This window comes from Streptomyces sichuanensis, from assembly GCF_020328095.1.
Taxonomy (GTDB): domain Bacteria; phylum Actinomycetota; class Actinomycetes; order Streptomycetales; family Streptomycetaceae; genus Streptomyces; species Streptomyces cinnamoneus.
Map to the genome: position 1 here is coordinate 1 of NZ_JAIXMK010000083.1, position 23,263 is coordinate 23,263.

The following is a 23,263-nucleotide window of genomic DNA, read 5'->3' on the forward strand; positions in this document are numbered from 1 at the left end:
GGCCATCAGGATCTGCATGAGGTAGCTGAGGAACGCCGTCAGCGCGCCGATCTGCATCCCCCCGCCGTCGATGCGGTGTCCGCCGAACCACACGACGGCGACGGACGAGACGTTCACGACCAGCATCACGGACGGGAACATCAGCGACATCAGCCGGCCGGCCCGCAGGGAGACGTCCATCAAGTCGTCGTTGGCGGCCCGGAATCGTTTCCGCTCGTGCGTGTCCCGGACGAAGGCGCGGATCACACGGATGCCGGTGATCTGCTCGCGCAGCACCCGGTTCACGGTGTCGATGCGCTCCTGCACACCCCGGAACAGCGGCCGCATCCGCCAGACGATCAGCGTCACGATCAGGCCCAGCGCGGGGACGATCGCCAGCAGCAGCGCGGACAGCGGCACGTCCTGGTTGAGCGCCATCACGATGCCGCCGACGCACATGATGGGCGCGGACACCATGAGCGTGAACGTCATCAGGGCCAGCATCTGGACCTGCTGGACGTCGTTGGTGGTGCGGGTGATCAGCGAGGGCGCACCGAAGTGCCCCATCTCGCGCGAGGAGAAGGACTGCACGCGGTCGAAGACCGCGCCGCGCAGGTCCCGGCCGACCGCCATGGCCGTGCGGGCGCCGTAGTACACCGCACCGACGGCACACACGACCTGCAGGAGGGTCACGGCGAGCATCAGCCCGCCGGTGGTCAGGATGTAGCCGGCGTCGCCCTTGACGACGCCTTTGTCGATGATGTCCGCATTGAGGGTGGGCAGGTAGAGCGTCGCGAGCGTCTGCACGAGCTGCAGGAGCACGACCACCGCGATGGCTCGGGAATAGGGCCGCAGATGAGCCCGGAGAAGTCGTACCAACACACAGGAAGCCTATGCGAGCACCCCTCCACACGGCCCCTCCTTTACCGGCTGTGGACGGCGCCCGGCCCGGCACCCGTCATCATGGGGGGCGGTAAGACACCGGCAAGAAACTGAAGGGGTCGCCGTGGCGACGACACACCCGGCACGACCGGCTCGGCCGGCGCAGCTGCCGGCACAGCCGGGGCCGCCGGAACCTCCGGCCGGCACGATCCGGTACTGGGCCGCGGCCAAGGCCGCCGCCGGCACGGCCGAGGAGCCGTACACGGCGCGGACGCTCGCGGACGCGCTGGCCACGGCCCGGCGACGGCACGAGGACGAGCCCGAGTTCGCGCGCGTGCTCGCGCGCTGCTCGTTCCTCGTGGACGGCGATCCCGTCGGCACACGCGACCACTCGACGGTCCAACTGGCCGAGGGCGGCACGGTCGAGGTGCTCCCGCCCTTCGCAGGAGGGTGACCCCGGCAGCATGAGCGAGCAGAACCACCGCAACCCGTACGAGCCGCCGTACGACCGGCCCTACGAGCCGCACCGGCCGTACGAGCCGTACGCCCCGTACGAGCCGCGGACCGCGCCGCAGGACGGGCCCGACCAGCAGGCGTACGCCTACCCGTACGACCAGCAGGCGCCCGCCCCGCACTCCGCGCAGCAGCACCAGCAGCACCAGCAGCACCAGCAGCCGCAGGCTCCCGCGGCCTGGCCGCAGCACGACTACCCGGCGCAGGACGAGCCGGTGACCCAGACCTGGCAGACCCAGTCCTGGGACGCCCGCAGCTGGCAGCAGCAGCCCGCCCCGGCGCCGGCCGCGGAGCCGGCCTACGACCCGCCGTGGCAGGACGAGGGCGACGCCGGGGGCTGGCAGCAGCACCGGGCGCCGCACGGGGCGGCCGCGCCCGCCGCCGCGGTGCCCGTGGCGCAGGTGTCCTTCGCGGACGACCGGCTGCCGGACGCACGGCCGGAGGCCGGGGTGCCGGCAGCGGTGCCGGCGGAGGCCGGGCGGCCGATGACCGCCGCCGAGAAGGCGAAGGCCGAGGGCCGGCCGCAGATCGTCTCGCCCGGGATGCTCCCGGCGCTGATCACCGCGGGGCTGGCGCTGCTGCTGGCGGGCGCGGCGCCGCTGGCACGGCCCGCGCTGGCCGTGCCCGTGGTGCTGCTGCAGGCCGTCACCGCGGCCGGCTGGTTCCGGCTGAACGGCATGTGGCCGGCCCGGCAGGGCATCGCGCTGGCGTTCCTCGGCGGTGTGGTCGCCGACGTCGCCCTGCTGGTCGCGGGCGCCGACAAGGCGCCCACGGTCATGCTGGGCACGCTGGGCGTATGGATTCTGCTGGTCGTCGTCCTGCAGCTGCGCAGCCACGCCTCGCCCGACGAGCGGCTGTACGGGCTGACGGCGGCCACCGCCTCCGCGGCGCTGGCGGTCATGGCGGGCGGCCACCTCGCGGCGGACCCCGACGCGGTCGTGGTCGGCGCGCTCGGCGTGGCCGCGGCCGTGCTGGCGCGGGCCCTGCCGCTGCCGTCGGTCGCCGCCCCCGTCGTCGCCGTGCTCGCGGCGGCGGGCGCGGGCGTCGCGGGCGGCCAGCTGACGGGCATGGGCGGCGCGGCTGCGCTGCTGGGCCTGGCAGCCGGCGTCTGTGCGCTGGTGGGCCTGCGGGTGGCGAGCTACGACTACCCGTCCCGGTTCGTCCACATGACCGCGGGCGTGGCCCTGCCGCTGGCGCTCGCCGCCCCGGCCGTCTACGTGCTCGGCCGCGCGCTGGGCTGACGGACACCGCCGCCCCGGCACGAACGGTGCCGGGGCGGCACATCGGTTACAAATCGGTTACAGCCCGCCCCGGTGCGGTCCGGGCCGGGCCGGTTAGGCTCACGGAGAAGCAGGCCAGGGGGCCTGATCCGACCGAGGCCGGACCGGCCCGACCTAGTAGCTGGGGGTTCGACAGCCGATGCGCGCCATACGCACGCTCGTGATCGTCGCCGTGATCCTGGGGGCCCTCTTCGTGGCCGCGGACCGGGCGGCGGTCTACTTCGCCGAGAGCCAGGCCGCGGAGAAGATCCGCAGCAGCCAGGGCCTCTCCGGCACCCCCGACGTCTCGATCAAGGGCTTCCCCTTCCTGACCCAGGTCGCCTCCTCCAAGCTGGACGAGGTCGACGTCAAGCTCGACGGCGTCACCGCCGGTGCGGGCGACCGCTCGGTCAAGGTCAGCAGCTTCGACGCCCAGCTGCACGACGTCCGCATCGACAGCAGCTTCTCCTCCGCCGTCGCGGGCCGGGCCACGGGCACCGCCCACCTCTCCTACGAGGAGCTCACCAAGGCCGCCGGCGACCCCACCGTCTCCGTCGCCCACGCGGGCCAGGGCCCCGGCCAGGTCAAGGTCACCGGCAAGGTCACGGTCATGGGGCAGCCGGTCGAGCGCAGCGTCATCTCCACGGTGACCGTGGTGGACGGCACGACCATCCGGGTGCGGGCCGAGGAAGTGCCGACCCAGGGCATCCCGGGCCTGGAGAAGAAGATCCGCGAGAAGACGGACTTCGACCGGCAGATCGCGGGCCTGCCCAAGGGCATCAAGCTCGACAAGGTCGTCGCGACGCCGACCGGCGTCGACATCACGCTGACCGGCACCGACGTCAACCTGGCCGGCTGAGACCCCACCCGGCCGGCCGCACGGCCGTCCCACGCTACGAGACGCGCACGTCCGTACGGCAGTCCATGCGGGCGTTCCGCGGAGCCGTGCGGGCCCCGGAGGGTGGGCGAGGCGCAACGATCACGCCGTTCATCCCATTGTTCGAGACAACTTGTCTCACTATTCGGCGACCTGGTGACAGGGCTCCCCGTCCCTCCCTACGATCGCCCCTATGAAGCGACAGGCGGATCTCACCAAGCGGCGGGCAGTGGACCTGTGCCGCGTGGCCGCCATGCTGTGTCGCCATGCCTGACGGGGACCGCATCCGGCTCCCCCTTCGGCCGTCTTCCGGCCGCCTCCCCGCACCACCGCTCCCCCCGCCGCGCGGCACGCCCTGACGACAGGACGACGGCCGCGCCGCATCCGCACACGCTGGGCGCATCCCGCACCTGCCCCGGAGGAGAACAGCATGAGCCGCAGTGACGTCCTGGTGGACGCCGACTGGGTCCAGGCCCGCATCGACGCAGCCGACCCCAAGACCGTCATCGTCGAGGTCGACGAGGACACCTCCGCGTACGACAAGAACCACATCAAGACCGCGATCCGCATCGACTGGAAGTCCGACCTCCAGGACCCGGTCCGCCGCGACTTCGTCGACCGGGCCGGCTTCGAGGAACTGCTCTCCTCGAAGGGCATCGCCAACGACGACACCGTCGTCCTTTACGGCGGCAACAACAACTGGTTCGCGGCGTACGCCTACTGGTACTTCAAGCTCTACGGCCACCAGGACGTCAAGCTCCTCGACGGCGGCCGCAAGAAGTGGGAGCTCGACTCCCGCGACCTCGTCGCCGAGGTCCCCCAGCGCGCCCGCACCACGTACACCGCCACGCCTCAGGACGCCTCGATCCGCGCCTTCCGCGACGACGTCGTGGCCGCCATCGGCTCCCTCAACCTGATCGACGTGCGCTCCCCCGACGAGTTCAGCGGCAAGCTGCTCGCCCCGGCGCACCTGCCGCAGGAGCAGTCGCAGCGCCCCGGTCACGTGCCGACCGCCCGCAACATCCCCTGGTCGAAGTCGGCCAACGACGACGGCACGTTCAAGTCCGACGACGAGCTCAAGGAGCTCTACGAGGGCGCCGGCGTGGACCTGGCCAAGGACACCATCGCCTACTGCCGCATCGGCGAGCGCTCCGCGCACACCTGGTTCGTGCTGCACGAGCTGCTCGGCCAGCAGAACGTCCGCAACTACGACGGCTCCTGGACCGAGTACGGCTCGCTCGTCGGCGTGCCGATCGAACTCGGCGCCAACTGAGCCAACGGCAACGGAAAGGAACGCACATGTGTGGAGCAAAGGCCGGCGGCCCCGACGCGTCGACCGCCAAGCCCGGTGAGACCACCATCCAGGGCTCGGTGACCCGCGACGGCGAGCCTGTGGCCGGCTACGTGCGGCTGCTGAACTCGACCGGCGAGTTCACCGCCGAGGTGCCCACGTCCGCGACCGGGCAGTTCCGCTTCTACGCCGCCGAGGGCACCTGGACGCTGCGCGCGCTCGTGCCGGGCGGCAGCGCCGACCGCACGGTCGTCGCGGAGAAGGGCGCGCTGGCGGACGTCGCCATCGCCGTCTGACGCGAGGCGTCGGACGACAGAACGGCCGGAGGGCCGTACCCCGGGGTTGGACGCCTTGCTGGGGGTACGGCCCTTCGCGCTGACCGCGTTCCGGTCGTACCGTGAAACTGTGTACGCGCGGCGACGCCATCTCTACTTCGCCATGATGGGCACCTGCATCGGCATGTTCGTCCTGGCATGGGCCGTGGTGCGCCTGTGGTCGGTCCCCGCGGCGGTCGGCATGTGCCTGTTCGCCATGGTCATCCCGCCGGTCGCGGCCGTCGTCGCCAACCGACGGGGGCCCGACGACCGCTGGTGGGACGATCCGTCGGGCGACCCGAAGTCGGACGAGTGGTGGGACGAGCTGGACGGCAAACGCCGCCCGGGGTCGTGGGAGCACCGGGAGCCCCGCGACCCGTAGACGACCCGTGGACAACCGGTGGACGACGAGACGGCCCCTGAACGGTCAGTAGACGAGCGCCTGCACGCCGTCCGCCATGGCCTCGCTGACGAAGACCTGCGCACCCGCGATGCGCGCGCCCTCGATCAGGTCCTTCTCCTCGATGTCCCGGCGCGCCGCGCACTGCGTGCACACCGTGATCATCCCGCCGGCCGCCCGGATGCCCTCGATGAGGTCCGGCAGCGGCGCCGCGTGCGGCAGCTCGAACTCCGCCGCCCGTCCCGGCAGCGCGAACCACGAGGACTCCCCGGTCAGCCACAGCGACACCTCGACGCCGCTGGCCGCGGCAACGGCCGCCACCGTGAACGCCTGCGAGCACCGCTCGGGCGCGTCCGCGCCCGCCGTCACCTTGATCACGAGCTTCTTCGCCATACGCGCCATGCTAGATCCACCTCACAGCGCCACCCGCGGGACGGCCGACTAGACTCGTGCCCGGTCCGTACCCGTACCACCCTCACCCCCGACCGAGGAGCGCGCTCGTGCTTGAGGCAGTCTTCACCACCCTGCTCGTCCTGGTCGCCGTAGGCGTTCTCGCCTTCGCGGGCCTGACCTGGAAGAAGCTGTACCAGGGCCAGCGCTGACCCATTCGTTCGCACCCTCTACAGATCGCCTGAGCTCATGATCGAGATTCCGTCCGACCTTCACCCCAGCCTCGTGCCCCTGGTCTTCCTCCTCGGCAAGTGGGAGGGCGCGGGCGTCGCCGACTTCCCCGGTGCCGAGAAGTGCAACTTCGGGCAGGAAGTCGTCTTCACCCATGACGGCCGGGACTTCCTGGAGTACGTCTCGCACTCCTGGGTGCTGGACGCCGACGGCAAGCCGGTCAAGCCGCTGGAGACCGAGTCCGGTTACTGGCGCATCGACGAGAACCGCCAGGTCGAGATCGTCATGATCCGCGACTCCGGCGTCGTCGAGGTCTGGTACGGCGAGCTGGCCGACAAGAAGCCGCAGATCGACATCGCCACGGACGCCGTCGCCCGCACGGCCGCCTCCGGCCCGTACTCCGGCGGCAAGCGCCTGTACGGCTACGTCAAGGGCGACCTGATGTGGGTCGGCGAGAAGGCCACCCCCGAGGTGCCGCTGCGGCCGTACATGTCCGCGCAGCTCAAGAAGGTCCCCCAGGACCTGGAGACGTGGGCGCGCAACCTCCCCGAGGACCTGCCGGACGGCGTCTCCTTCTTCCGCGAGGACGGCACGCCGTACAACCCCGAGCAGCCCTGAGCCGACAGCACTTTCGCGCCCCGCGGGGGAAGTCCGGTGAGAGTCCGGCGCTGACCCGCAACGGTAGGTGAAGGCCCCCTCGGGGGCCTTCACGAGCCCGATCACCCGCGGCGGCGTACCGCTCCTGCACGACTCGCCGTGGACTGCGAGAGGGCACCGGCACGTACGCACGCGTACGTGCACCCGCGCGCCACGGCCCGAGCCGAAGGCGTACCACCCGTGGCGACAGATTTCCCGGCCGTGAGCCGGCAGGCGGCGGGCCCCGCGCCCGGCGCGCCCGGACCGTCGCAACGGTTGCCGTCACGGCGGCTTCCCCTGCCACCGCTGCTGGCCGGCCTGTCCCTCGCCCTGCTGCTGTCGCTGCTGTGCTGCACCGCGCTCGGTTCGTCCGGGGTCGGCTGGGGCAGGGCCATGCGCTACCTGTGGGCCGGGCTGAGCGGCGGAACGATCGGGCCGGACGAGCTCTCCGCGTACACGATCATCTGGGAGCTGCGCTTCCCGCGCGCCCTGCTGGCCGCCGTCGTCGGGGCGGGCCTGTCCGCCCTCGGGGTGGGCGCACAGGCCATGGTGCGCAACGCCCTCGCCGATCCGTTCACCCTCGGCATCTCCTCCGGCGCCGCCGTCGGCGCCAACGCCGTACTGCTCTTCGGGGCGTTCGGCTCGCTGGGGGTGTGGGCGCTGTCCAGTGCCGCCTTCGCCTCCGCGCTCGTCGCCATGGTGCTCGTCTACGCGGCCGCGCGCACCCCGCACGGGCTGACACCGCTGCGGCTGGTGCTGACCGGCAGCGCCATGTACTACGGCTTCTCCGCCGTCACCACGCTCATGGTCTTCAGCGCCGACCGGGGCGAGGCCGCCCGCTCGGCGATGATGTGGCTGCTCGGCAGCCTGGGCGGCGCCACGTGGTCGTCGGTGCCCATCGCCGCCGCCGTCGTCCTGGCCGGCATCGGCCACCTGCTGTGGTCGGCGCGCAGCCTGAACGCGCTCGCCATGGGCGACGAGACCGCCGCCGCACTGGGCGTGGACGCCGAACGGCTGCGCAGGGTGCTGTTCGTCGTCACGGCCGCCGTCACCGGGGCCGTGGTCGCCGTCAGCGGCGCGATCGGCTTCGTGGGGCTGATGGTCCCGCACGTCACCCGCATGCTCGTCGGCGCCGACCACCGCCGGGTGCTGGCCGTGGCGCCGCTGCTGGGGGCGGTGCTGCTGCTGTGGGTGGACCTCGTCTCCCGGCTGCTGCTGGCGCCGGTGGAGCTGCCGGTCGGGGTGATCACGGCGCTCATCGGCGTGCCGTGCTTCGTGCTGCTGATGCGGCGGCGCGGCTACGTCTTCGGGGGTGCCTGATGCGGGTGGACGTCGAGGGCCTGTCGGTGGAGATCGCCGGGGCGCGGCTGGTCGAGGACATCGGCCTGCAGGCCGGCAGCGGGCAGGTCGTGGGGCTCGTGGGCCCCAACGGCAGCGGCAAGTCCACGCTGCTGCGCTGTGTCTACCGCGCCCTGCGGCCGGCCGCGGGCCGGGTCCTGCTGGACGGGGACGACCTGCACGCCCTCGGCGCGCGCGAGGGGGCCCGCCGGCTGGCGGCGCTGCCCCAGGAGTCCTCCAGCGAGTTCGACTTCACCGTCGCCGAGGTCGTGGCCATGGGCCGGCTGCCGCACCAGGGTACGGCCGGGCGGGCCACGGCGGCGGACACCGACGTCTGTGCGGCGGCGCTGGAGCGGGTGGGCGCGGTGCACCTGGCCGGGCGGGGCTTCCTGACCCTGTCGGGGGGCGAGAAGCAGCGGGTGCTCATCGCCCGGGCGCTGGCGCAGCAGCCGCAGGTGCTGGTGCTGGACGAGCCCACGAACCACCTGGACATCGCCCAGCAGCTGGAGGTCCTCGCGCTGGTGCGCGGCTCGGGACTGACGGTGCTCGCCGCCCTGCACGACCTCAACCTCGCCGCCACCCACTGCGACGAGCTGTACGTCATCGCGGCCGGCCGCATCGTCGCGTCCGGCCCGCCGCACGCGGTGCTGACCGCCGGGCTGCTCGCCGAGGTCTTCGGCGTACGGGCGCACCGCGTGCCGCACCCGGTGTCCGGCGCCCCGCAACTGCTCTTCGACCGCCTGCCCTGAGGACTCCCATGCGCACTGCCCGCACCGTCACCGCCCTGCTCGCCGCGCTCACCCTCACGGGGTGCGGCGCGAAGGTTTCGGACGCCCCCGACGGCAAACAGAGCAAGGCCGCCGGTGGCCACTACCCCGTGACCGTCGAGAACTGCGGCGTGCGGACGACGTACGACAAGGCGCCGCAGCGGGTGGTGACCAACGACGTGGGCATCGCCGAGATCATGTTCGCCCTCGGCCTGGAGGACCACATGGCCGGCTACGTGGCGCCGGACTACCGCTCCAGCCGGGACGACAAGGGCGAAGCCCCTTGGAAGAGCGGCTACGGCAAGGCGAAGTGGCTGTCCAAGAAGGAGATCAACAAGGAGCTGGTGCTGGACGCTAAGGCGGACCTCGTCTTCGCGGGCTGGAACTACGGCTTCGGCGAGGGCAACGGCTTCACCCCCGAGGCCCTCAAGAAGCTCGGCGTCGGCTCGTACGTCCTCACCGAGTCCTGCCACAACGGGACCACGGGCAAGGCGCGGGGCGTCATGCCGCCGCTGGAGGCGCTCTACACCGACCTGGAGACGCTCGGGAAGGTCTTCGACGTCGAGGACCGGGCGGCGAAGCTCGTCGAGGGCTTCAAGAAGCGCGTCGCGGACGCCCAGGCGCAGGTTCCCCGGGACGGCCGGGCGCCCCGCGTCTTCCTCTACGACGACGGCAAGGACAAGCCGCTGACCGCCGGGGCCTTCGCCGGGCCGCACGACATCATCACCAAGGCCGGCGGCGACCACGTGATGAAGGACCTGAAGGACTCGTGGGTGACGGTCGGCTGGGAGACCGTCGTCGACCGCGACCCCGAGGTCATCGTCATCAACAACTACGGGGAGGTCGGCGCCGGGGAGAAGAAGAAGTTCCTCATGTCCTACCCGCCGCTCGCCAACGTCTCCGCCGTCAAGAACGACCGCGTCTTCGTCCTCGACTACGTCGATCTCGTCGAGAGTCCCCGCAACCCCGCGGCGATCGCCGCCCTGGCCGACTACCTGAAGGGGGTACGCGAGCGCTGAGGCTGCCTAGACTGGGAGCGTGGTGGACACCGACTGGCAGAGCGACCTCCGTAAGCGCGGCTACCGGCTGACCCCGCAGCGCCAGCTCGTCCTGGAGGCGGTCGACCGCCTTGAGCACGCGACGCCGGACGACATCCTCACCGAGGTCCGCAAGACCGCGGGCGGGGTGAACATCTCGACGGTCTACCGGACGCTGGAGCTGCTGGAGGAGCTGGGCCTGGTCAGCCATGCCCATCTGGGGCACGGCGCCCCGACCTACCACCTCGCGGACCGGCACCACCACATACACCTGGTCTGCCGGGACTGCACGGGCGTGATCGAGGCCGACCTGTCGGTGGCGGCGGACTTCACCGCGCAGCTGCGCCGGGACTTCGGCTTCGAGACCGACATGAGGCACTTCGCGATCTTCGGCCGGTGCGCCGGGTGCTCCTCGGAGGTCTCCGCGCAGGAGTCCCCGGAGCCGAAGCCGTGAGCCCCGGGCCGTCCTCGAACGCGCCGCCCGGCGCCCCGTAGGCTTGTCCGCATGCTGCCTCACACGTCAAGCCCGCTGCTGTCGCTGCCCGGTGCCGTCGCCGCCGAGGGCCCGGACGAGGGCGTCGCCGCGCACTACGGCGACCCGTTCCGCGAGCAGCGCGCGCTCGCCGGCGGGTCCGGTTTCGTGGACCTCTCGCACCGAGGCGTCATCACCGTCACCGGCCCCGACCGGCTCAGCTGGCTGCACCTGCTGCTCACCCAGCACGTCAGCGAGCTGCCGCCCGGCCGGGCGACGGAGGCGCTGATCCTCTCCCCGCACGGCCACATCGAGCACGCGCTGTACCTGGTGGACGACGGGGAGACGACCTGGGCGCACGTGGAGCCCGGCACCCGGGAGGCGCTGATCGCCTACCTGGAGAGCATGAAGTTCTTCTACAAGGTCGACGTCACCGACCGCACCGGTGACATCGCGGTGACGTACCTGCCGGCGGGCTCGATCGCGGAGGCGCCCGAGGGCGTGGTGGTGCGCGAGACGGCGTACGGCCGCGACCTGTTCCTGCCGCGGGCGCAGCTGGCGGAGTTCGCCGCCGCGCACGGCCCGGCGGCGGGCGTGCTGGCCTACGAGGCCCTGCGCGTCGAGGGCCACCGGCCGCGGCTCGGCCTGGAGACCGACCACCGGACGATCCCGCACGAGCTGGGCCTGATCGGTGTCGCCGTGCACCTGCAGAAGGGCTGCTACCGGGGGCAGGAGACCGTCGCGCGCGTCCACAACCTGGGGAAGCCGCCGCGCCGCCTGGTGTTCCTGCACCTGGACGGCAGCGAGGTGTCGCTGCCCGCGCACGGGGCTCCGGTGCGGCTGGCGGCGGACGGCCCGGAGGGCCGCCAGCTGGGCTTCGTCACGACCTCCGCCCGCCACCACGAGCTGGGCCCGATCGCCCTGGCCCTGGTGAAGCGGAACGTTCCCGTGGACGCCCCGCTGCTGGTCGGCGAGGCCACAGCGGCCTCCCAGGAGACGGTCGTCGAGCCGTAGCCCGGCCGGACGCCGCCGCCGGGCCCGGATGCGCCGCGGCCCGGCTCAGACCTCCAGCAGCACCGTGAACGGGCCGTCGTTGGTGAGCGAGACCTTCATGTCCGCCCCGAACCGGCCCGTCTCCACCCGCGCGCCCAGGGCCCGCAGCTGCGCGACGACCTCGTCGACGAGCGGCTCGGCCACCGGGCCGGGCGCGGCGGCGTTCCACGTGGGCCGCCGCCCCTTGCGGGCGTCACCGTAGAGAGTGAACTGGGAGATCACCAGCAGCGGCGCACCCACGTCCGAGCACGACTTCTCGTCCTGCAGCACCCGCAGCGACCAGAGCTTGCGGGCCAGCTGCGCCGCCTTCGCGTCCGTGTCGTCGTGCGTCACTCCGACCAGCACGCACAGGCCCTCGCCGATGATCTCGCCGACGACCTGCCCGTCCACGGCGACGCTCGCGCCGTTCACCCTCTGCACCACTGCACGCATACGGACCATGATGCCCTGCGGTCCTTCAGGGCCGTTCGGGTGGAGAGACCCTGCGCCCGGGGCGCACCGAATGGCACGATGCGTGCAGGCGGTGCCCGATGCGGGCATGGGCAAGGTGATCCTGCCGCACACCGCCCGAGGGGACGGAACCGCATGACCACACCCACCGAGGACGGCAGCAAGCTCGCGGCGGCGGACCGGGCGGCCGTGAAGCTCCGCGCAGGCGGAGGTGAACCGTTGCACGCCAGACCCCCGACCCAGCGCTCAGGGCGGCTGGCGGACGTCCCCGGCCGCCGGATGAACGAGCTGGGGCTCCCGGAGCTGCGGGCGATGCGCCGCGAGGCCCGGCGCGACGAGGCCGACCTCAGCTATGTGCGCCGGCTCCTGCAGGGCCGCATCGACATCCTCCGGGCCGAGCTGGCGCGCCGGGCGGCGCCGGAGTCCCCGGCGGTGGAGCGGCTGCTGGTCGACCGGCTCACCGAGATCCTCTCCGACGGGCCCTCCGCCCACCGCTCCTCCGCCCGTCACGTGACGCTGGGGCCCCCGCACGGCGAGGAGTACCGGCGGCTGGCGGAGGACATGCTCTCGGAGGTCGAGCTGTCGGACCTGGGGGCGCGCACCGACCGCGAGCTGCGCGAGGGCATGGGGCGCCTGGAGGCGTACGAGCGGCAGGTCTCCGTGCGACGGCAGGGGCTGCAGCGCACGGCCGACGATTGCAGTGCGGAGATGGCCCGAAGGTACCGTGAAGGGGAAGCACAAGTAGACGACCTCCTGACGTGACCGCCCGCCGGGCGCCGCAGGCGGTCTCGCACCACCCCCGGAAGGCCGACGATGACCTCCTCGACCCCTGCCTCGCCCGCGAACGGCACTGCGTCCGACGGCGCCGGCATACCCCCGGCCCTCGCGGAGGTCGTGCGTTCGGGCTTCGTCGAGGGCCGGCACCGCGGCTCGCTGGTGATCCTTGCGGCCGACGGCACCGTGGACTTCGCGCTCGGCGACCCGGCGGCCCCGGTCTACCCGCGCTCCGCCAACAAGCCGATGCAGGCGGCCGCCATGCTGCGGGCCGGGCTGGAGCTGTCCGGCGAGCGGCTGGCCCTGGCCTCCGCGAGCCACTCCGGTGAAACGTTCCACCTCGACCTCGTGCGGAAGATGCTCGCCGACTTCGGCATCTCCGAGGACGCTCTGCAGACCCCGCCCGACCTGCCGCTCGACCCCGTCGAGGCCGAGGCGTACCTGGCGTCCGGCCGGGTCCGCGACCGGGTGACCATGAACTGCTCGGGCAAGCACGCCGCCATGATCGCCGTCTGCGTGGCCAACGGCTGGTCCGTGGAGGACTACCTCGACCCCGCCCACCCGCTGCAGCAGCTCGTGCTGCGGACCGTGGAGGAGGCAAGCGGCGAGTCCGTGGTCCACGTCGGCACGGACGGCTGCGGCGCGCCCCTGATGGCCCTGTCCCTGACCGGCCTGGCCCGGGCCTTCCGCAGCTTCGTGCTGGCCGCGCCGGGCACGCCCGAGCGCCGGGTGGCCGACGCGATGCGGGCCCACCCCGAGTACGTCGCCGGCACCCGCCGCCCCGACACCTGGCTGATGCGCGAGGTGCCGGGCGCCCTGTCGAAGATGGGCGCCGAGGCGGTCCAGGCGCTGGCCCTGCCGGACGGCCGCGCCCTCGCCTTCAAGATCAACGACGGTGCCTCGCGGGCCCTCGGCCCCGTGCTGGCGCGCGCCCTGGAGATCATGGGCGTGGAGTCCCCGGTCATCGCCCGCATCGCCGAGGAGCCGCTGCTCGGCGGCGGCCGGCGGGTCGGCGGGATACGCGCCGCCTTCTAGCCGCCACGCACCGCCTTCCAGCCACCGCGTCCGGTCACCGTCCCGGCCGGGGCGTGTGCGGCAGGGGCGTGTGCGGCAGGGGCGCGTGCGGCCGGGGCGCGTGCGGCAGGGGCGTGTGCGGCCGGGGCGTGTGCGGCAGGGGCGTGTGCCGGGTCCGTGACGTACGTGCGCGCCCCGCGCACACCGGCCGGTGACGTGCGTCAGAGACGCTGAAGTGCGTCGGAAAGGGCATGCGCCGGGCGGCGGCACGCGCCTAGCGTGCTGGCATGAGCCTCGACGTGCGCACGATCGATGAAGGCGACCTCCCCGACTGGATCCGCGCGATGCGCGCCGGCTTCCTGCAACCTCCCGTGGTGACGAAGGAGGAGATAGAGATCCGCCGCGCGGGCACCGACCTCGCGCGGGCGCAGGGGGCCTTCGACGCGGAGCAGTGCGTGGGCACGTTCCGCAGCTTCGCCCAGCAGCTGACCGTGCCCGGCGGGACGCCGGTCGCGGTGAGCGCCGTCTCCAACGTCACCGTCTCGCCCACGCACCGCCGCCGCGGGCTGCTGAGCCGCATGATGGCGCGCGAACTGCGCGTGGCGAAGGAGCGCGGCGACGCCGCCGCGACGCTCGTCGCCTCCGAGTGGCCCATCTACGGCCGGTTCGGCTTCGGCCCCGCCGCCTGGGTCACCGACTGGGAGGTGGAGGTGGCCCGCACCGGCCTGGACAGGCGCTACGCGGGCCCCGGGGACGGCGGCCGCGTGGACTTCACGGACGGCGCGACCGTACGGCGGCTCGGGCCCGTCCTGCACGAGCGGCTGCGCGCCGTGCGGCACGGCGTCGTCGACCGCAGCGAGCGCTGGTGGCGGCTGGCCACCGGCGACATCCCCCGCCCGCCCGGCTTCCCGTCCTGGACCGAGCCCTGTTACGTGCTGTACCGCTCCCCCGGCGGCGAGGTGGACGGCCTGCTGACCTACACCGTCGACGAGCTGTGGGACGCCCAGCGGCCGAAGAACACCGCCGTCGTGCGCGGCTTCCTCGCGATGACGCCCGAGGCCGAACGGGCCCTGTGGCACTTCCTGTTGTCGGTCGACTGGATCACCAGGGTCGAAACCGGCCACCTGCCGCCCGACGACCTCCTGCCGCTCCTGCTGCCCGACCCGCGCGCGGCCAAGGTCGCGCTGCAGTCCGACTTCCTGTGGCTGCGGCCACTGGACGTGCCGGCCCTGCTGGGGGCCCGCACGTACGCCTGCCCGGGCTCGCTCGTCCTCGACGTCGCCGACCCGGCGGGCCCGGCCGGCGGGCGCTTCCTGCTGGAGGCCGGCCCCGGCGGCGCGAGCTGCACGCCCACGAGGCGGCCGGCCGAACTCTCCCTGGGCGTCGCCGAACTGGCCTCCCTCTGCCTGGGCGACGAGTCCCCCGTGCGGCTCGCCGCCCTCGGCCTGCTCGACGAGGAGCGGCCCGGCGCGGCGCAGCGGGCCGAGCTCATGCTGCGCACGGCCCGCCGGCCGTGGTGCCCCGACATGTTCTGAACGCCCCGCACCGCAGGCCCGTACGCGGCTCAGAAAACCAGGGCTTGACCTCAAGCTAGGTTGAGGTAAGAGGCTTCTTCTCAACAGCCCCCGGGGCCCACGGCCCCGGGACGCTGCACCCCATTGCTTTCCGGCCCGTTGAGAAGAGACCTTCTGCCATGTCGAACCGCCCGTACCGCCTCGCCGTCGTCGTCGCCTCCACCCGCGAGGGCCGCTTCGGCCCCACGATCGCCAACTGGCTGGCCGAACAGACCTCGCGCCGCGACGACATGGAGGTCGACGTCATCGACCTCGCCGATCACCCGCTGCCGCTGCACCTCAGCCGCGAGCCCGGCCCCGAGGACGCCGCCGCCCTCGCCGCCGTCACCCCCCGGCTGGCCGAGGCGGACGCCTTCATCGTCGTCACCCCCGAGTACAACCACAGTTACCCGGCGGCCCTGAAGAACCTCATCGACTGGCACTACACCCAGTGGCAGGCCAAGCCGGTGGCCTTCGTCTCCTACGGCGGGCTCTCCGGCGGCCTGCGGGCCGTCGAGCACCTGCGGCCCGTCTTCGCCGAACTGCACGCCGTCACCATCCGGGAGACCGTCAGCTTCCACAGCCCCTGGGGCAAGCTGGACGAGACGGGCCGCCACCTCGACGAGGAGGCGGGCACCTCCGCGGCCGGTGCCGCGAAGGCGCTGCTCGACCAGCTCACCTGGTGGGCCGTGGCCCTGCGCGAGGCGCGCGAGGTCCGCCCGTACGGCAAGTAGTCCCCCGTCCTGCTCGCCGCACGGGCAGCCCCCGGCCTACTCCGCCGGTACGGCCACGTGCTGCGCGAGGCCGCCGTCGACGGCCCGGGCCAGAGCGAGGCGCTGCGGGAGCTCGACGCGGAGGGCGGCAATCTGCGGGCCGCGCTCGACGCGGCGGTGCGCGAGGGTGCGACGGACGAGGCGCTGCGGCTGGTGGCGGCGCTGTCCCGGTACTGGCTGCTGCGCGGCCGGCTGGGCGAGGGCCGCCGCAGCGCCCGGGCCGCGCTGGAGGCCGCCGGCGACGGGGCGGCGGCCCGCGCCTCGGCGGGCGCACCGCTGCCGCCGGCCGAGCGCGGTGACGTCGACCGGATCACGGCGGCGGCGCGGGCGGTGCTGGGCGCGGCGGCGTTCAGGAAGGCGTTCGAGCAGGGTGCGGCGCAGGGGCCCGGAGGGCTCGCAGAACGCTCCACGCTGCGAACTCCGCCGCGTACTCCAGCACTTCCGGTCCCCGCCGGGGGACGGTGAGGGCGAAGGTGCGGCTGCCGGCCTCCGTCCGGACGGTGCAGCGCAGGTCCCAGGTGGCGGCGTGCTCCTGTGCCGTGTCCGGGCCGGGCCCCTCGGCCCAGGCGATGGCCTCGACGGGGCGGCCGGCACGGGTGGGGGCGAGCAGCCCGAGCCCGCCGAGGCGCTCGGCGAGCAGGCCCTCGGTGAGCCGGTCGTCGAGCGTCAGGGCCGTGCCCTCCGCGGCGAGGGCGAGTTCCTCGAAGGCGGTGCGTCCGGCGCGGCTGACGACGTGGCCGTCGAGGATGCCGTCGATGTCGGCTTCGAGCGCGGGGTGGGCGCCGGGCGGGCAGGACAGGCCGATGTCGACGAAGGGGTAGTGCCAGCGGTACGAGGGCGTGACGCCGGTGCCGCTGCCGGCGACGGCCTCGTCGACGGCGGCGGCCACGTCGCCCTCGATGAGGCCGAGGGTGCGCCAGCGGGCGCGGTCGGCGGGCACGACGGCGGCCGCGAAGCGGTCCAGGGCGTCGGTGAGCATCGGCCGGCACTCCTTGGGCGGGCCGGGCAGCAGGACGATACGGGTGTCACCGGCCGTCAGGAGGGCGCCCCAGGCGGTGCCGTTGGCGTTGGGCAGCAGCTCGCTGCCCTCGGGGAAGAGGGCCTGCCGGCGGTTGCTCTCGTGCACGGCGAGGCCGAAGCGGGTGAGCCGCGCGACGACGGCGTCCCACGCCTCGGCGCGGTGTTCGAGCTCGCGGCCGAGGGCGTCGGCGAGGCCGAAGCGGGTGACGTCGTCGGAGGTGGGGCCCAGTCCGCCGATGACGAGGACGGCGTCGGCGTGGAGCAGGGACCGGATCGCGGCGGAGATGGCGCCGAGCGAGTCCCCGACCGTGCGGTGCTCGGTCACACGGTAGCCGCGGCCCCGCAGGGCGATGCTCGCGGCAGCGCTGTTGGTGTCGGCCACCTCTCCGGACAGCAGTTCGTCGCCGACGGTGAGGACGGCGGCGGTGGGCTCCGGCACCGGTGCCGGAACGGTCTCTTCGATGCTCATGCGACGGCTTCCTGGGGGAACAGTGGTGGCGGACGGGGGAGTTGGAGGGCGGCGGCGCGGGCCCGCGTGCGGATGTCCCGCGCCGCCGCCGGTGCGTCAGGACGCCTGGGGCGGCGTCCAGTCGGCGACGAGGGCGAGCAGCCCGGGGAAGCGGGCGTCGAGGTCGTCGACGCGGACGTGGCTGCGCCGTTCGAGCCCGTACTGGCGCTGCCGGGTGACGCCGGCCTCGCGCAGGGCCTTGAAGTGGTGGGTGAGCGAGGACTTGGGCCGGTCCAGCCCGAACCAGCCGCACGGGTGGTCGAACTGCTCGGATTCCAGGAGGAGTTTGCGGACTATGCCCATGCGCAGCGGGTCGCTCAGCGCGCCCATCACGGCCTCCAGGCGGATGTCCTCCACCGCTGGCTCCGGCAGGGGTTCGGGCAGGTCGTCGGGTACGGGAAGGACCTTGATGGTGGCCCGGGTAGCGGCTGTCGGTGCCATTGGCGCCCCCTTATAACGCAATTCCTATGTACGAGTTCAATCGTACTACATGCTATGTTCGACTCAACTCGTAATGGAGCTCGCCCAAGGAGACCGCCGTGACGTTCACCCGCCCTGCGCCCGCTGTTGCGGAGCCCGGTACGGACAGGACCACCGAGAAAGCCGCGACCCGCCGGACCGCCGCCCGTACGACGGCACCCACTCCGGCGGAGGCCACCACCCCCGCGCTCGCTCCGCGGTGGTGGATCTGGCTGGCGGCCTGGCCGGTGACGGCGGTGTTCATCCTCTCCAACGCGGCGACCCCGCTGTACGGGCTCTGGCAGCGCGACATCGGCTTCTCCAAGGGCACGCTGACCGTCGTGTTCGCCTTCTACATCGTCGGCCTGATCGGCTCGCTGCTGGTGTCGGGCGTCGTCTCGGACCGGGTCGGCCGCAAGCCCGTCCTGATCCCGGCGCTGGTGCTGGCGGCGCTGGCCTGCGGCATCTTCGCGACGGCCACCTCGGTGGCCGCCCTGATCGTGGCCCGGCTGTTCACCGGCATCGCCGTCGGCGCCGTGGTCTCCGCGGGCATGGCCGCGGTGACGGACGTCGCCGGGCCCGACCGCAAGCGGCTCGGCGCGCTGCTGGCCTCCTGCGCGATGGTCCTCGGCGCGGGCCTGGGCCCGCTGCTGGCCGGTGTGCTCTCCGAGACGCTGCCCGGCCCGACCGTCACCGTCTTCCTCGTCGAACTCGCCCTGCTCGCCCTGGCGTTCGTGACCGTCCTGCGCATGCCGGTGCGCCGTCCCGCCACCGTCGGCAAGGGTGCCTGGATCCGGCTTCCCAAGGTCCCGCAGGGCAACGGCGGCCAGCTCCTGCTCGGCGTGGCGGTCTTCGCCCCCGGCATCACCTCGACGTCGTTCGTGCTCTCGCTGGGCCCGTCCCTGCTCTCCGGCCTGCTGGGCACGACCAGCCGCATCGTGGCCGGCGCGATGGCCTTCGTGATGTTCCTCGCCGCCACCGGCGTGCAGTTCGCGGTCAAGCAGCTCGCGGTGCGCACCATCCTGCTCGGCGGCGCGGCCAGCATCGTGGTGAGCATGGCCGCCCTGATGGCCGCCGTGCACACCTCCTCCGTCGCCTTCCTGGTCGTCGCCGCCGTCCTGGCGGGCGCCGGTCAGGGCATGGGCCAGCTCGGCGGGCTCTCCCTGCTGAACTCCTCGGTCCCCGGCGCCCGCCTCGCCGAGGCCAACGCCGCGCTGAACGTGGGCGGTTACATCCCCGCCGGCGCCCTGCCCGTCTCGGCCGGCTACCTCAGCGACGCGATCGGCCTGACCAGCGGCGCCACCACCTTCGCGGTGGTCCTGATCGGCCTCGCGGTCGCCGGCGGCCTCGTGGTCCTCACCGGCCGCCGCCGGACGGCCGGGGCCGCGTAAGGACGCACCGGCTCCACGAGCTCCCATGAGAAGAGGGAACCCCCGCCCTCTGCAGCGCACCGCGGCATCGCCCGCGGTGCGCTGTCGCGTGTACGGGCGGTTCCTACGCACGGATGGCGAGGAACAGCAGGTCGCTGAGCTCCCGCCAGCGCTGGGCGATGTCCGCGCGGTGCTCCAGCACGTCGGAGATGTGCTGCATGCCGAAGAACCCGGCGACGAGCGACCGGGCCGCGGCCTCCGGCACCACGCCGGGCCGCAGCAGCCCGTCCGCGTCCGCGGCCGTCAGCAGCTCGGTGAGCAGCTGCGTCCAGTCGACGTACGGGGTTGGCAGCTCGGCGTCGATCTCCGGTCGCTCGATCTGCAGCCGGGCACCCGCCTGGACGATGACGTCGTCGCGGAAGGCGAGGGCCGCCCGGTTGAGCATCTCCTCGGCGGTCTCCAGCGGGCCGAGGCCCTCGGCGCGGATCTCCTCCAGCAGGACCGGCCAACGGGCGTAGAGGTGCTCGACGACGGCGACCGCCAGCACCTCCTTGGACGGGTAGTGGAAGTACACCGCGCCCTTGGTCATGCCCACCCGGTCGGCGACGTCCTTGACCGAGGTGCGCCGGAAGCCCTGCGCCGCGAAGAGCTCCGCGGCGGCCCGCAGGACGAGGGCCCTGGTCCGGATCGACCGGTCCTGCTTGGGGGCGGGCCCCCGGGTGACGGCGATGGGTTTCGCCGAGAACGCGGACGTCGGTGGTGCCTCGTTCGCCATCTGGGTCTCCGTCTCTTCCCTGACATGGCCTCCGGGCGAGGGGTCTCCGGACGGCCATTGCAATATACCTTCCCGCCGGTATATTTTCGATTTGCGGTCATACCGATCATGGGAGCCGCAGGTCCGGGCCTTCCCGGACAGCTGTCGGCTCCTTGGGGGAGAGAGTTCGTCACATGCCTGCCACCACTGCACCTTCGCCGTCGTCCACCCGGGGCGAAAGCCCGCTGCCGGGCTTAGGACGGGGGCTCGGCCACGCCCACCGCGTCCCGCGCCACACCGTCCACAAGGCCGCCGCGGCCGAAGTGTTCCTGACCGACGCCCGGCGGCTGGCCGAGGACCGCTTCGCCGTCGCCGCCCTGTGGCCGCGCGACCGGTTCCTGACCCACCGCGGGAGCGGGGGTCACGCCGATCCCATGCTCCTCGTCGAGACCGTCCGGCAGACCACCATCTTCCTGTCGCACCGCTTCTACGGCGTCCCGGCCGACCGTCCCTTCGTCCTGTGCGACCTCGGCTTCGACCTCGACGAGCCCCTGCCGGCCGGGGACGGCAGCCCGTTGCCCCTGACCCTCGACGCCTCCCTCGTGCCCACGACCACCGGTCCCGGACGCTTCGGGATGCGGCTGCGGGCCACCGTCCACCACGGGGAACGGCGCCTGGGCACGGCGTGCCAGAGCTGGCAGGCGGTGAGCCCCGAGCGGTACGACCGGATCCGGCACCGCCACCCCGTCTCCCCCGCCGCTCCCGGTGCGTGGGAGCGCGCGACTCCCCTGCATCCCGCGGCCGTCGGCTACCAGCGGACCTCGGACGTCCTGCTGGCGGACGTGCCGGGCGCCGCCCGGACGGCCGGCCCCCGCACGTGGCAGCTGCGAATGGACCAGAACCACCCCGTCCTCTTCGACCACGCCTCGGACCACATCCCGGGCATGGTCCTCATGGAGGCGTTCCGCCAGGCCGCGCACGTCCTGACGGCCGCCGACGGCGGCGCCGGAGCCCACCGCCCGGTGTCCCTCGCCTCGGCGAGCACCGCCTTCCACTCCTTCGGCGAACTCGACGCCCCCGTCACCATCTCCGCCCAGCCCGTCTTCCGGGCGGGCCCCTACCTGAACGTCACCGCCACACAGCAGGACCGGACCCTGGCCTCCGCGCTGGTACGGCCGGCCCTGCCCGGCACGGAAGGCAGCACGGCATGCTGAGCACCGCACCCGCCACCCCCCTGACCCCGCCGCCCGGCATGCCCGAGCTCTCCCCGCTGGCCGTCGCCGCCGAACAGGTCGCCGCGATCGCCGGACGGGACGCCGCCGCCGTGGAGGAGGGCCGGCGCCTGACCCCGGAACTCGCCGCGGAGATCGGCGAGTCGGGCTTCGCCCGCCACTTCGTCCCCCGCCGCTGGGGCGGCAGCGCGGGCACGTTCACCGCGCTGCTGGAGAGCGCCGCGCAGATCGCGGAGACCTGCGCATCGGCCGCCTGGTGCGCCACGCTGTACGCCGCGCACGGCCGGCTGGCCGCGTATCTGCCCGAGGCCGGTCAGCGCGACCTGTGGGCCGACGGCCCCGACGTGCGGATCGCCGCCTCGATCGTCCCGCCCCAGGGCACGGCCGTGGCCGAGGGCGACGGCTGGCGCATCGACGGGCAGTGGTCCTTCGCCAGCGGCGTCGACCACGCCGACTGGGTGCTCCTCGCGAGCCGCCCCACGGGCGCCGCCGACCCCGGCGAGCACCGCATCTTCGCCGTTCCCCGCGCGGACGTCACCGTGCTGGACACCTGGCACACGCTCGGGCTGCGCGGCACCGGCAGCAACTCCGTCGCCTGCGAGGGCGTCCACGTCCCCGCGCACCGCTCCTTCACCCTCGCCGACCTGCTGCCCGCCCAGCCCGGTGCGGCGCGCTGCCACCAGGTGCCGTACCCGATGGTCGCCGCGCTGATGTTCGCCGCGCCCGTGCTCGGCGGTGCGCGCGGCGCCCTGCGCGAGTGGCGGGAGGCGACGGCGGTGCGGCGGCGCGTCGACGGCCGTCCGGCCCGCGACACGCCCTCCGCCCAGCAGGTGCTGGCCCGTTCCTCCGCACAGATCGAGGCCGCCCGGCTGCTCCTCCTGCAGGCCGCGCAGCGCGCGGACGGCGGCGCCGTCACACCCCTGAGCACGGCCGAGAACCAGCGGGACGCGGCCGTGGCCGCCGAGATGTGCGTCGAGGCCGTCGACCGGCTCTTCCGCACCTCCGGCATCCGCGGCCAGATGGAGAGCGACTCGCTGCAGCGCCGGTGGCGCGACGTCGGCGCCGCCGCCGGCCACGCCGCCCTGGGCTTCGAGGCGGCCTCCGCCGCGTACGCCGGTGCGGCCTACGGGGGGCACGCGTGAGCGCGCCCGCCGTCGAGCGGAGCGCGGGCCCGCGCTCCGGGACCGAACGGCTCGCCCGCGCCGGGCACATCGCCTTCTTCGACGTCGACGAGACGGTGCTGGCGGCCAAGAGCATGCTCGACTTCTGGAGCTACTGGACGCTGGAGTCCGAGCCCGGCGGATTCCTGGGCGGCGAGGGCCACCCGGGCCGCGTGGCCCGGGCACTGCCGGCCGGCGCCGACCGGGCCGAGCGGAACCGCGCCTACTACCGCCGGTTCGCCGGCGTCCCCCTCGCCCGGCTGCAGCGGGCCGGCGAGCAGTGGTACGCGGCCTACCGCCGCAACCGGGCGGCCTTCGTGACCGCCGGCATCGCGGCGCTGGACCGCCACCGCGACGCGGGCCACGGCGTGGTGCTGGTCTCCGGCTCGACGCACGCGCTGCTCGACCCCCTCGCCCGGGACGTGGGCGCCGACCTGGTGCTGTGCACCGAGCAGATCACCGGGCCGGACGGCGTCCTCACCGGCGAGGTGCGCCGCCCGATGATCGGCGAGGCCAAGGCCCGGGCCGTGGCCTCGCTGCTCGCCCGGCTGCACCTGCCCGCGGAGGACTGCTCCGGCTACGGCGACCACGCGAGCGACCTGGCCATGCTGCGGGCCGTGGGCCGGCCGGCGGTGGTCGGCGGGGACCCGGACCTGCTGGCGCGGGCGCGCCACCACGGCTGGCCCGTCCTCTCCGCGGCCGCCGGCCCCCGCACCGCACGGTCCGCGGCCGTCCCGTAGGACGCTCCGCAGGCCGG

General features: G+C 73.7%; 28 protein-coding genes. 22 read left to right on the forward strand and 6 right to left on the reverse strand.

The features are described 5' to 3' along the window. Positions 1–861, reverse strand: an 861-nt coding sequence (locus tag LE181_RS22245) for an ABC transporter permease (protein WP_225663283.1), incomplete at its 3' end; no start/stop codon positions are given. Positions 862–1,027: 166 nt separating this feature from the next. Between LE181_RS22245 and LE181_RS22250 the strand changes: the two genes are divergently transcribed. The 7 genes from LE181_RS22250 (at position 1,028) to LE181_RS22275 (ending at position 5,497) form a co-directional block, all read left to right on the forward strand. After that, positions 1,028–1,315: a MoaD/ThiS family protein gene (locus tag LE181_RS22250; protein ID WP_190112763.1), complete on the forward strand. Its 288-nt coding sequence runs from the start codon at positions 1,028–1,030 to the stop codon at positions 1,313–1,315. A gap of 10 nt (positions 1,316–1,325) precedes the next feature. Continuing rightward, on the forward strand, positions 1,326–2,615 hold the full coding sequence (locus tag LE181_RS22255) for a hypothetical protein (protein WP_225663284.1): 1,290 nt from the start codon (positions 1,326–1,328) through the stop codon (positions 2,613–2,615). A 178-nt stretch (positions 2,616–2,793) separates the two neighbouring features. Continuing rightward, a complete protein-coding gene (locus LE181_RS22260; protein WP_225663285.1) occupies positions 2,794–3,492 on the forward strand; it encodes an LmeA family phospholipid-binding protein in 699 nt (232 codons plus the stop codon). A 211-nt stretch (positions 3,493–3,703) separates the two neighbouring features. Continuing rightward, complete coding sequence (locus tag LE181_RS32685; protein ID WP_359364022.1) at positions 3,704–3,784, forward strand: putative leader peptide; 81 nt, start codon at positions 3,704–3,706, stop codon at positions 3,782–3,784. Positions 3,785–3,940: 156 nt separating this feature from the next. Further along, positions 3,941–4,783, forward strand: coding sequence for a sulfurtransferase (locus tag LE181_RS22265; RefSeq protein ID WP_225663286.1), 843 nt, complete (start codon positions 3,941–3,943; stop codon positions 4,781–4,783). 26 nt (positions 4,784–4,809) lie between these two features. Continuing rightward, positions 4,810–5,097 (forward strand): DUF1416 domain-containing protein, encoded by a 288-nt coding sequence (locus tag LE181_RS22270; RefSeq protein WP_225663287.1) that lies wholly within the window; start codon positions 4,810–4,812, stop codon positions 5,095–5,097. 58 nt (positions 5,098–5,155) lie between these two features. Continuing rightward, a complete protein-coding gene (locus LE181_RS22275) occupies positions 5,156–5,497 on the forward strand; it encodes a DUF3099 domain-containing protein (protein ID WP_372458455.1) in 342 nt (113 codons plus the stop codon). A gap of 45 nt (positions 5,498–5,542) precedes the next feature. Here the strand turns inward: LE181_RS22275 and LE181_RS22280 are convergent, their stop codons facing one another. Then, positions 5,543–5,908, reverse strand: coding sequence for a DsrE family protein (locus LE181_RS22280; protein WP_190112726.1), 366 nt, complete (start codon positions 5,906–5,908; stop codon positions 5,543–5,545). Positions 5,909–6,154: 246 nt separating this feature from the next. Between LE181_RS22280 and LE181_RS22285 the strand changes: the two genes are divergently transcribed. From LE181_RS22285 to ygfZ, 6 genes are all read left to right on the forward strand, one after another. Beyond that, complete coding sequence (locus LE181_RS22285; protein WP_225663289.1) at positions 6,155–6,754, forward strand: heme-binding beta-barrel domain-containing protein; 600 nt, start codon at positions 6,155–6,157, stop codon at positions 6,752–6,754. 240 nt (positions 6,755–6,994) lie between these two features. Further along, positions 6,995–8,092, forward strand: a complete 1,098-nt coding sequence (locus LE181_RS22290; protein WP_225663313.1) for a FecCD family ABC transporter permease — start codon at positions 6,995–6,997, stop codon at positions 8,090–8,092. Next, positions 8,092–8,859 (forward strand): ABC transporter ATP-binding protein, encoded by a 768-nt coding sequence (locus LE181_RS22295; RefSeq protein ID WP_225663290.1) that lies wholly within the window; start codon positions 8,092–8,094, stop codon positions 8,857–8,859. The genes LE181_RS22290 and LE181_RS22295 overlap by 1 nt, the downstream gene beginning before the upstream one ends. An 8-nt stretch (positions 8,860–8,867) precedes the next feature. After that, positions 8,868–9,896: an ABC transporter substrate-binding protein gene (locus LE181_RS22300; protein WP_225663291.1), complete on the forward strand. Its 1,029-nt coding sequence runs from the start codon at positions 8,868–8,870 to the stop codon at positions 9,894–9,896. Positions 9,897–9,915: 19 nt separating this feature from the next. Next, on the forward strand, positions 9,916–10,368 hold the full coding sequence (locus tag LE181_RS22305) for a Fur family transcriptional regulator (protein ID WP_225663292.1): 453 nt from the start codon (positions 9,916–9,918) through the stop codon (positions 10,366–10,368). A 51-nt stretch (positions 10,369–10,419) separates the two neighbouring features. Beyond that, positions 10,420–11,400, forward strand: coding sequence for a CAF17-like 4Fe-4S cluster assembly/insertion protein YgfZ (gene ygfZ / locus LE181_RS22310; RefSeq protein ID WP_225663293.1), 981 nt, complete (start codon positions 10,420–10,422; stop codon positions 11,398–11,400). A 45-nt stretch (positions 11,401–11,445) separates the two neighbouring features. Here ygfZ and dtd read toward each other — a convergent pair whose 3' ends face one another. Next, complete coding sequence (gene dtd / locus LE181_RS22315; RefSeq protein WP_225663294.1) at positions 11,446–11,871, reverse strand: D-aminoacyl-tRNA deacylase; 426 nt, start codon at positions 11,869–11,871, stop codon at positions 11,446–11,448. 153 nt (positions 11,872–12,024) lie between these two features. Here dtd and LE181_RS22320 point away from each other — a divergent pair, with 153 nt between their 5' ends. From LE181_RS22320 to LE181_RS22340, 5 genes are all read left to right on the forward strand, one after another. After that, positions 12,025–12,651, forward strand: coding sequence for an RsiG family protein (locus LE181_RS22320; RefSeq protein ID WP_225663295.1), 627 nt, complete (start codon positions 12,025–12,027; stop codon positions 12,649–12,651). A 51-nt stretch (positions 12,652–12,702) separates the two neighbouring features. Beyond that, positions 12,703–13,698 (forward strand): asparaginase, encoded by a 996-nt coding sequence (locus LE181_RS22325; RefSeq protein WP_225663296.1) that lies wholly within the window; start codon positions 12,703–12,705, stop codon positions 13,696–13,698. 266 nt (positions 13,699–13,964) lie between these two features. Then, entirely contained in the window at positions 13,965–15,212 is a 1,248-nt protein-coding gene (locus tag LE181_RS22330) for a GNAT family N-acetyltransferase (protein ID WP_225663297.1), read from the forward strand. Positions 15,213–15,370: 158 nt separating this feature from the next. Beyond that, complete coding sequence (locus LE181_RS22335; protein ID WP_225663298.1) at positions 15,371–15,964, forward strand: NADPH-dependent FMN reductase; 594 nt, start codon at positions 15,371–15,373, stop codon at positions 15,962–15,964. A 57-nt stretch (positions 15,965–16,021) separates the two neighbouring features. Then, positions 16,022–16,468, forward strand: coding sequence for a hypothetical protein (locus LE181_RS22340; protein WP_225663299.1), 447 nt, complete (start codon positions 16,022–16,024; stop codon positions 16,466–16,468). Here the strand turns inward: LE181_RS22340 and LE181_RS22345 are convergent. Further along, positions 16,353–17,492 (reverse strand): competence/damage-inducible protein A, encoded by a 1,140-nt coding sequence (locus LE181_RS22345; RefSeq protein ID WP_225663300.1) that lies wholly within the window; start codon positions 17,490–17,492, stop codon positions 16,353–16,355. The two genes, LE181_RS22340 and LE181_RS22345, sit on opposite strands and share 116 nt — an antisense overlap. 96 nt (positions 17,493–17,588) lie before the next feature. Continuing rightward, the gene (locus LE181_RS22350; RefSeq protein ID WP_225663301.1) at positions 17,589–17,972 is read right to left on the reverse strand and encodes an ArsR/SmtB family transcription factor; all 384 of its coding nucleotides are present in this window, start codon (positions 17,970–17,972) and stop codon (positions 17,589–17,591) included. Positions 17,973–18,217: 245 nt separating this feature from the next. On the opposite strand from LE181_RS22350, the gene LE181_RS22355 reads away from it, so the two are divergent. Then, positions 18,218–19,381 (forward strand): MFS transporter, encoded by a 1,164-nt coding sequence (locus LE181_RS22355; RefSeq protein ID WP_225663314.1) that lies wholly within the window; start codon positions 18,218–18,220, stop codon positions 19,379–19,381. A 103-nt stretch (positions 19,382–19,484) separates the two neighbouring features. Here the strand turns inward: LE181_RS22355 and LE181_RS22360 are convergent, their stop codons facing one another. Beyond that, a complete protein-coding gene (locus LE181_RS22360; RefSeq protein ID WP_225663302.1) occupies positions 19,485–20,135 on the reverse strand; it encodes a ScbR family autoregulator-binding transcription factor in 651 nt (216 codons plus the stop codon). 173 nt (positions 20,136–20,308) lie between these two features. Here LE181_RS22360 and LE181_RS22365 point away from each other — a divergent pair, with 173 nt between their 5' ends. From LE181_RS22365 to LE181_RS22375, 3 genes are read left to right on the forward strand one after another with little or no spacing between them, the layout of a single operon-like run. Next, positions 20,309–21,328 (forward strand): ScbA/BarX family gamma-butyrolactone biosynthesis protein, encoded by a 1,020-nt coding sequence (locus LE181_RS22365; RefSeq protein ID WP_225663303.1) that lies wholly within the window; start codon positions 20,309–20,311, stop codon positions 21,326–21,328. Further along, positions 21,322–22,488, forward strand: coding sequence for an acyl-CoA dehydrogenase family protein (locus LE181_RS22370; RefSeq protein WP_225663304.1), 1,167 nt, complete (start codon positions 21,322–21,324; stop codon positions 22,486–22,488). The genes LE181_RS22365 and LE181_RS22370 overlap by 7 nt, the downstream gene beginning before the upstream one ends. Continuing rightward, a complete protein-coding gene (locus LE181_RS22375; protein ID WP_225663305.1) occupies positions 22,485–23,246 on the forward strand; it encodes an HAD family hydrolase in 762 nt (253 codons plus the stop codon). Before LE181_RS22370 ends, LE181_RS22375 begins: the two co-directional genes overlap by 4 nt. Positions 23,247–23,263: the final 17 nt, after the last annotated feature.

Coding starts and splice junctions, on each gene's coding strand:
- LE181_RS22255 (WP_225663284.1), top strand. CDS start 1,326: ATGAGCGAGCAGAACCACCGCAACCCGTACGAGCCGCCGTACGACCGG.
- LE181_RS22260 (WP_225663285.1), top strand. CDS start 2,794: ATGCGCGCCATACGCACGCTCGTGATCGTCGCCGTGATCCTGGGGGCC.
- LE181_RS32685 (WP_359364022.1), top strand. CDS start 3,704: ATGAAGCGACAGGCGGATCTCACCAAGCGGCGGGCAGTGGACCTGTGC.
- LE181_RS22265 (WP_225663286.1), top strand. CDS start 3,941: ATGAGCCGCAGTGACGTCCTGGTGGACGCCGACTGGGTCCAGGCCCGC.
- LE181_RS22270 (WP_225663287.1), top strand. CDS start 4,810: ATGTGTGGAGCAAAGGCCGGCGGCCCCGACGCGTCGACCGCCAAGCCC.
- LE181_RS22280 (WP_190112726.1), bottom strand. CDS start 5,908: ATGGCGAAGAAGCTCGTGATCAAGGTGACGGCGGGCGCGGACGCGCCC.
- LE181_RS22285 (WP_225663289.1), top strand. CDS start 6,155: ATGATCGAGATTCCGTCCGACCTTCACCCCAGCCTCGTGCCCCTGGTC.
- LE181_RS22295 (WP_225663290.1), top strand. CDS start 8,092: ATGCGGGTGGACGTCGAGGGCCTGTCGGTGGAGATCGCCGGGGCGCGG.
- LE181_RS22300 (WP_225663291.1), top strand. CDS start 8,868: ATGCGCACTGCCCGCACCGTCACCGCCCTGCTCGCCGCGCTCACCCTC.
- ygfZ (WP_225663293.1), top strand. CDS start 10,420: ATGCTGCCTCACACGTCAAGCCCGCTGCTGTCGCTGCCCGGTGCCGTC.
- dtd (WP_225663294.1), bottom strand. CDS start 11,871: ATGCGTGCAGTGGTGCAGAGGGTGAACGGCGCGAGCGTCGCCGTGGAC.
- LE181_RS22320 (WP_225663295.1), top strand. CDS start 12,025: ATGACCACACCCACCGAGGACGGCAGCAAGCTCGCGGCGGCGGACCGG.
- LE181_RS22325 (WP_225663296.1), top strand. CDS start 12,703: ATGACCTCCTCGACCCCTGCCTCGCCCGCGAACGGCACTGCGTCCGAC.
- LE181_RS22330 (WP_225663297.1), top strand. CDS start 13,965: ATGAGCCTCGACGTGCGCACGATCGATGAAGGCGACCTCCCCGACTGG.
- LE181_RS22335 (WP_225663298.1), top strand. CDS start 15,371: ATGTCGAACCGCCCGTACCGCCTCGCCGTCGTCGTCGCCTCCACCCGC.
- LE181_RS22345 (WP_225663300.1), bottom strand. CDS start 17,492: ATGAGCATCGAAGAGACCGTTCCGGCACCGGTGCCGGAGCCCACCGCC.
- LE181_RS22350 (WP_225663301.1), bottom strand. CDS start 17,972: ATGGCACCGACAGCCGCTACCCGGGCCACCATCAAGGTCCTTCCCGTA.
- LE181_RS22360 (WP_225663302.1), bottom strand. CDS start 20,135: ATGGCGAACGAGGCACCACCGACGTCCGCGTTCTCGGCGAAACCCATC.
- LE181_RS22365 (WP_225663303.1), top strand. CDS start 20,309: ATGCCTGCCACCACTGCACCTTCGCCGTCGTCCACCCGGGGCGAAAGC.
- LE181_RS22370 (WP_225663304.1), top strand. CDS start 21,322: ATGCTGAGCACCGCACCCGCCACCCCCCTGACCCCGCCGCCCGGCATG.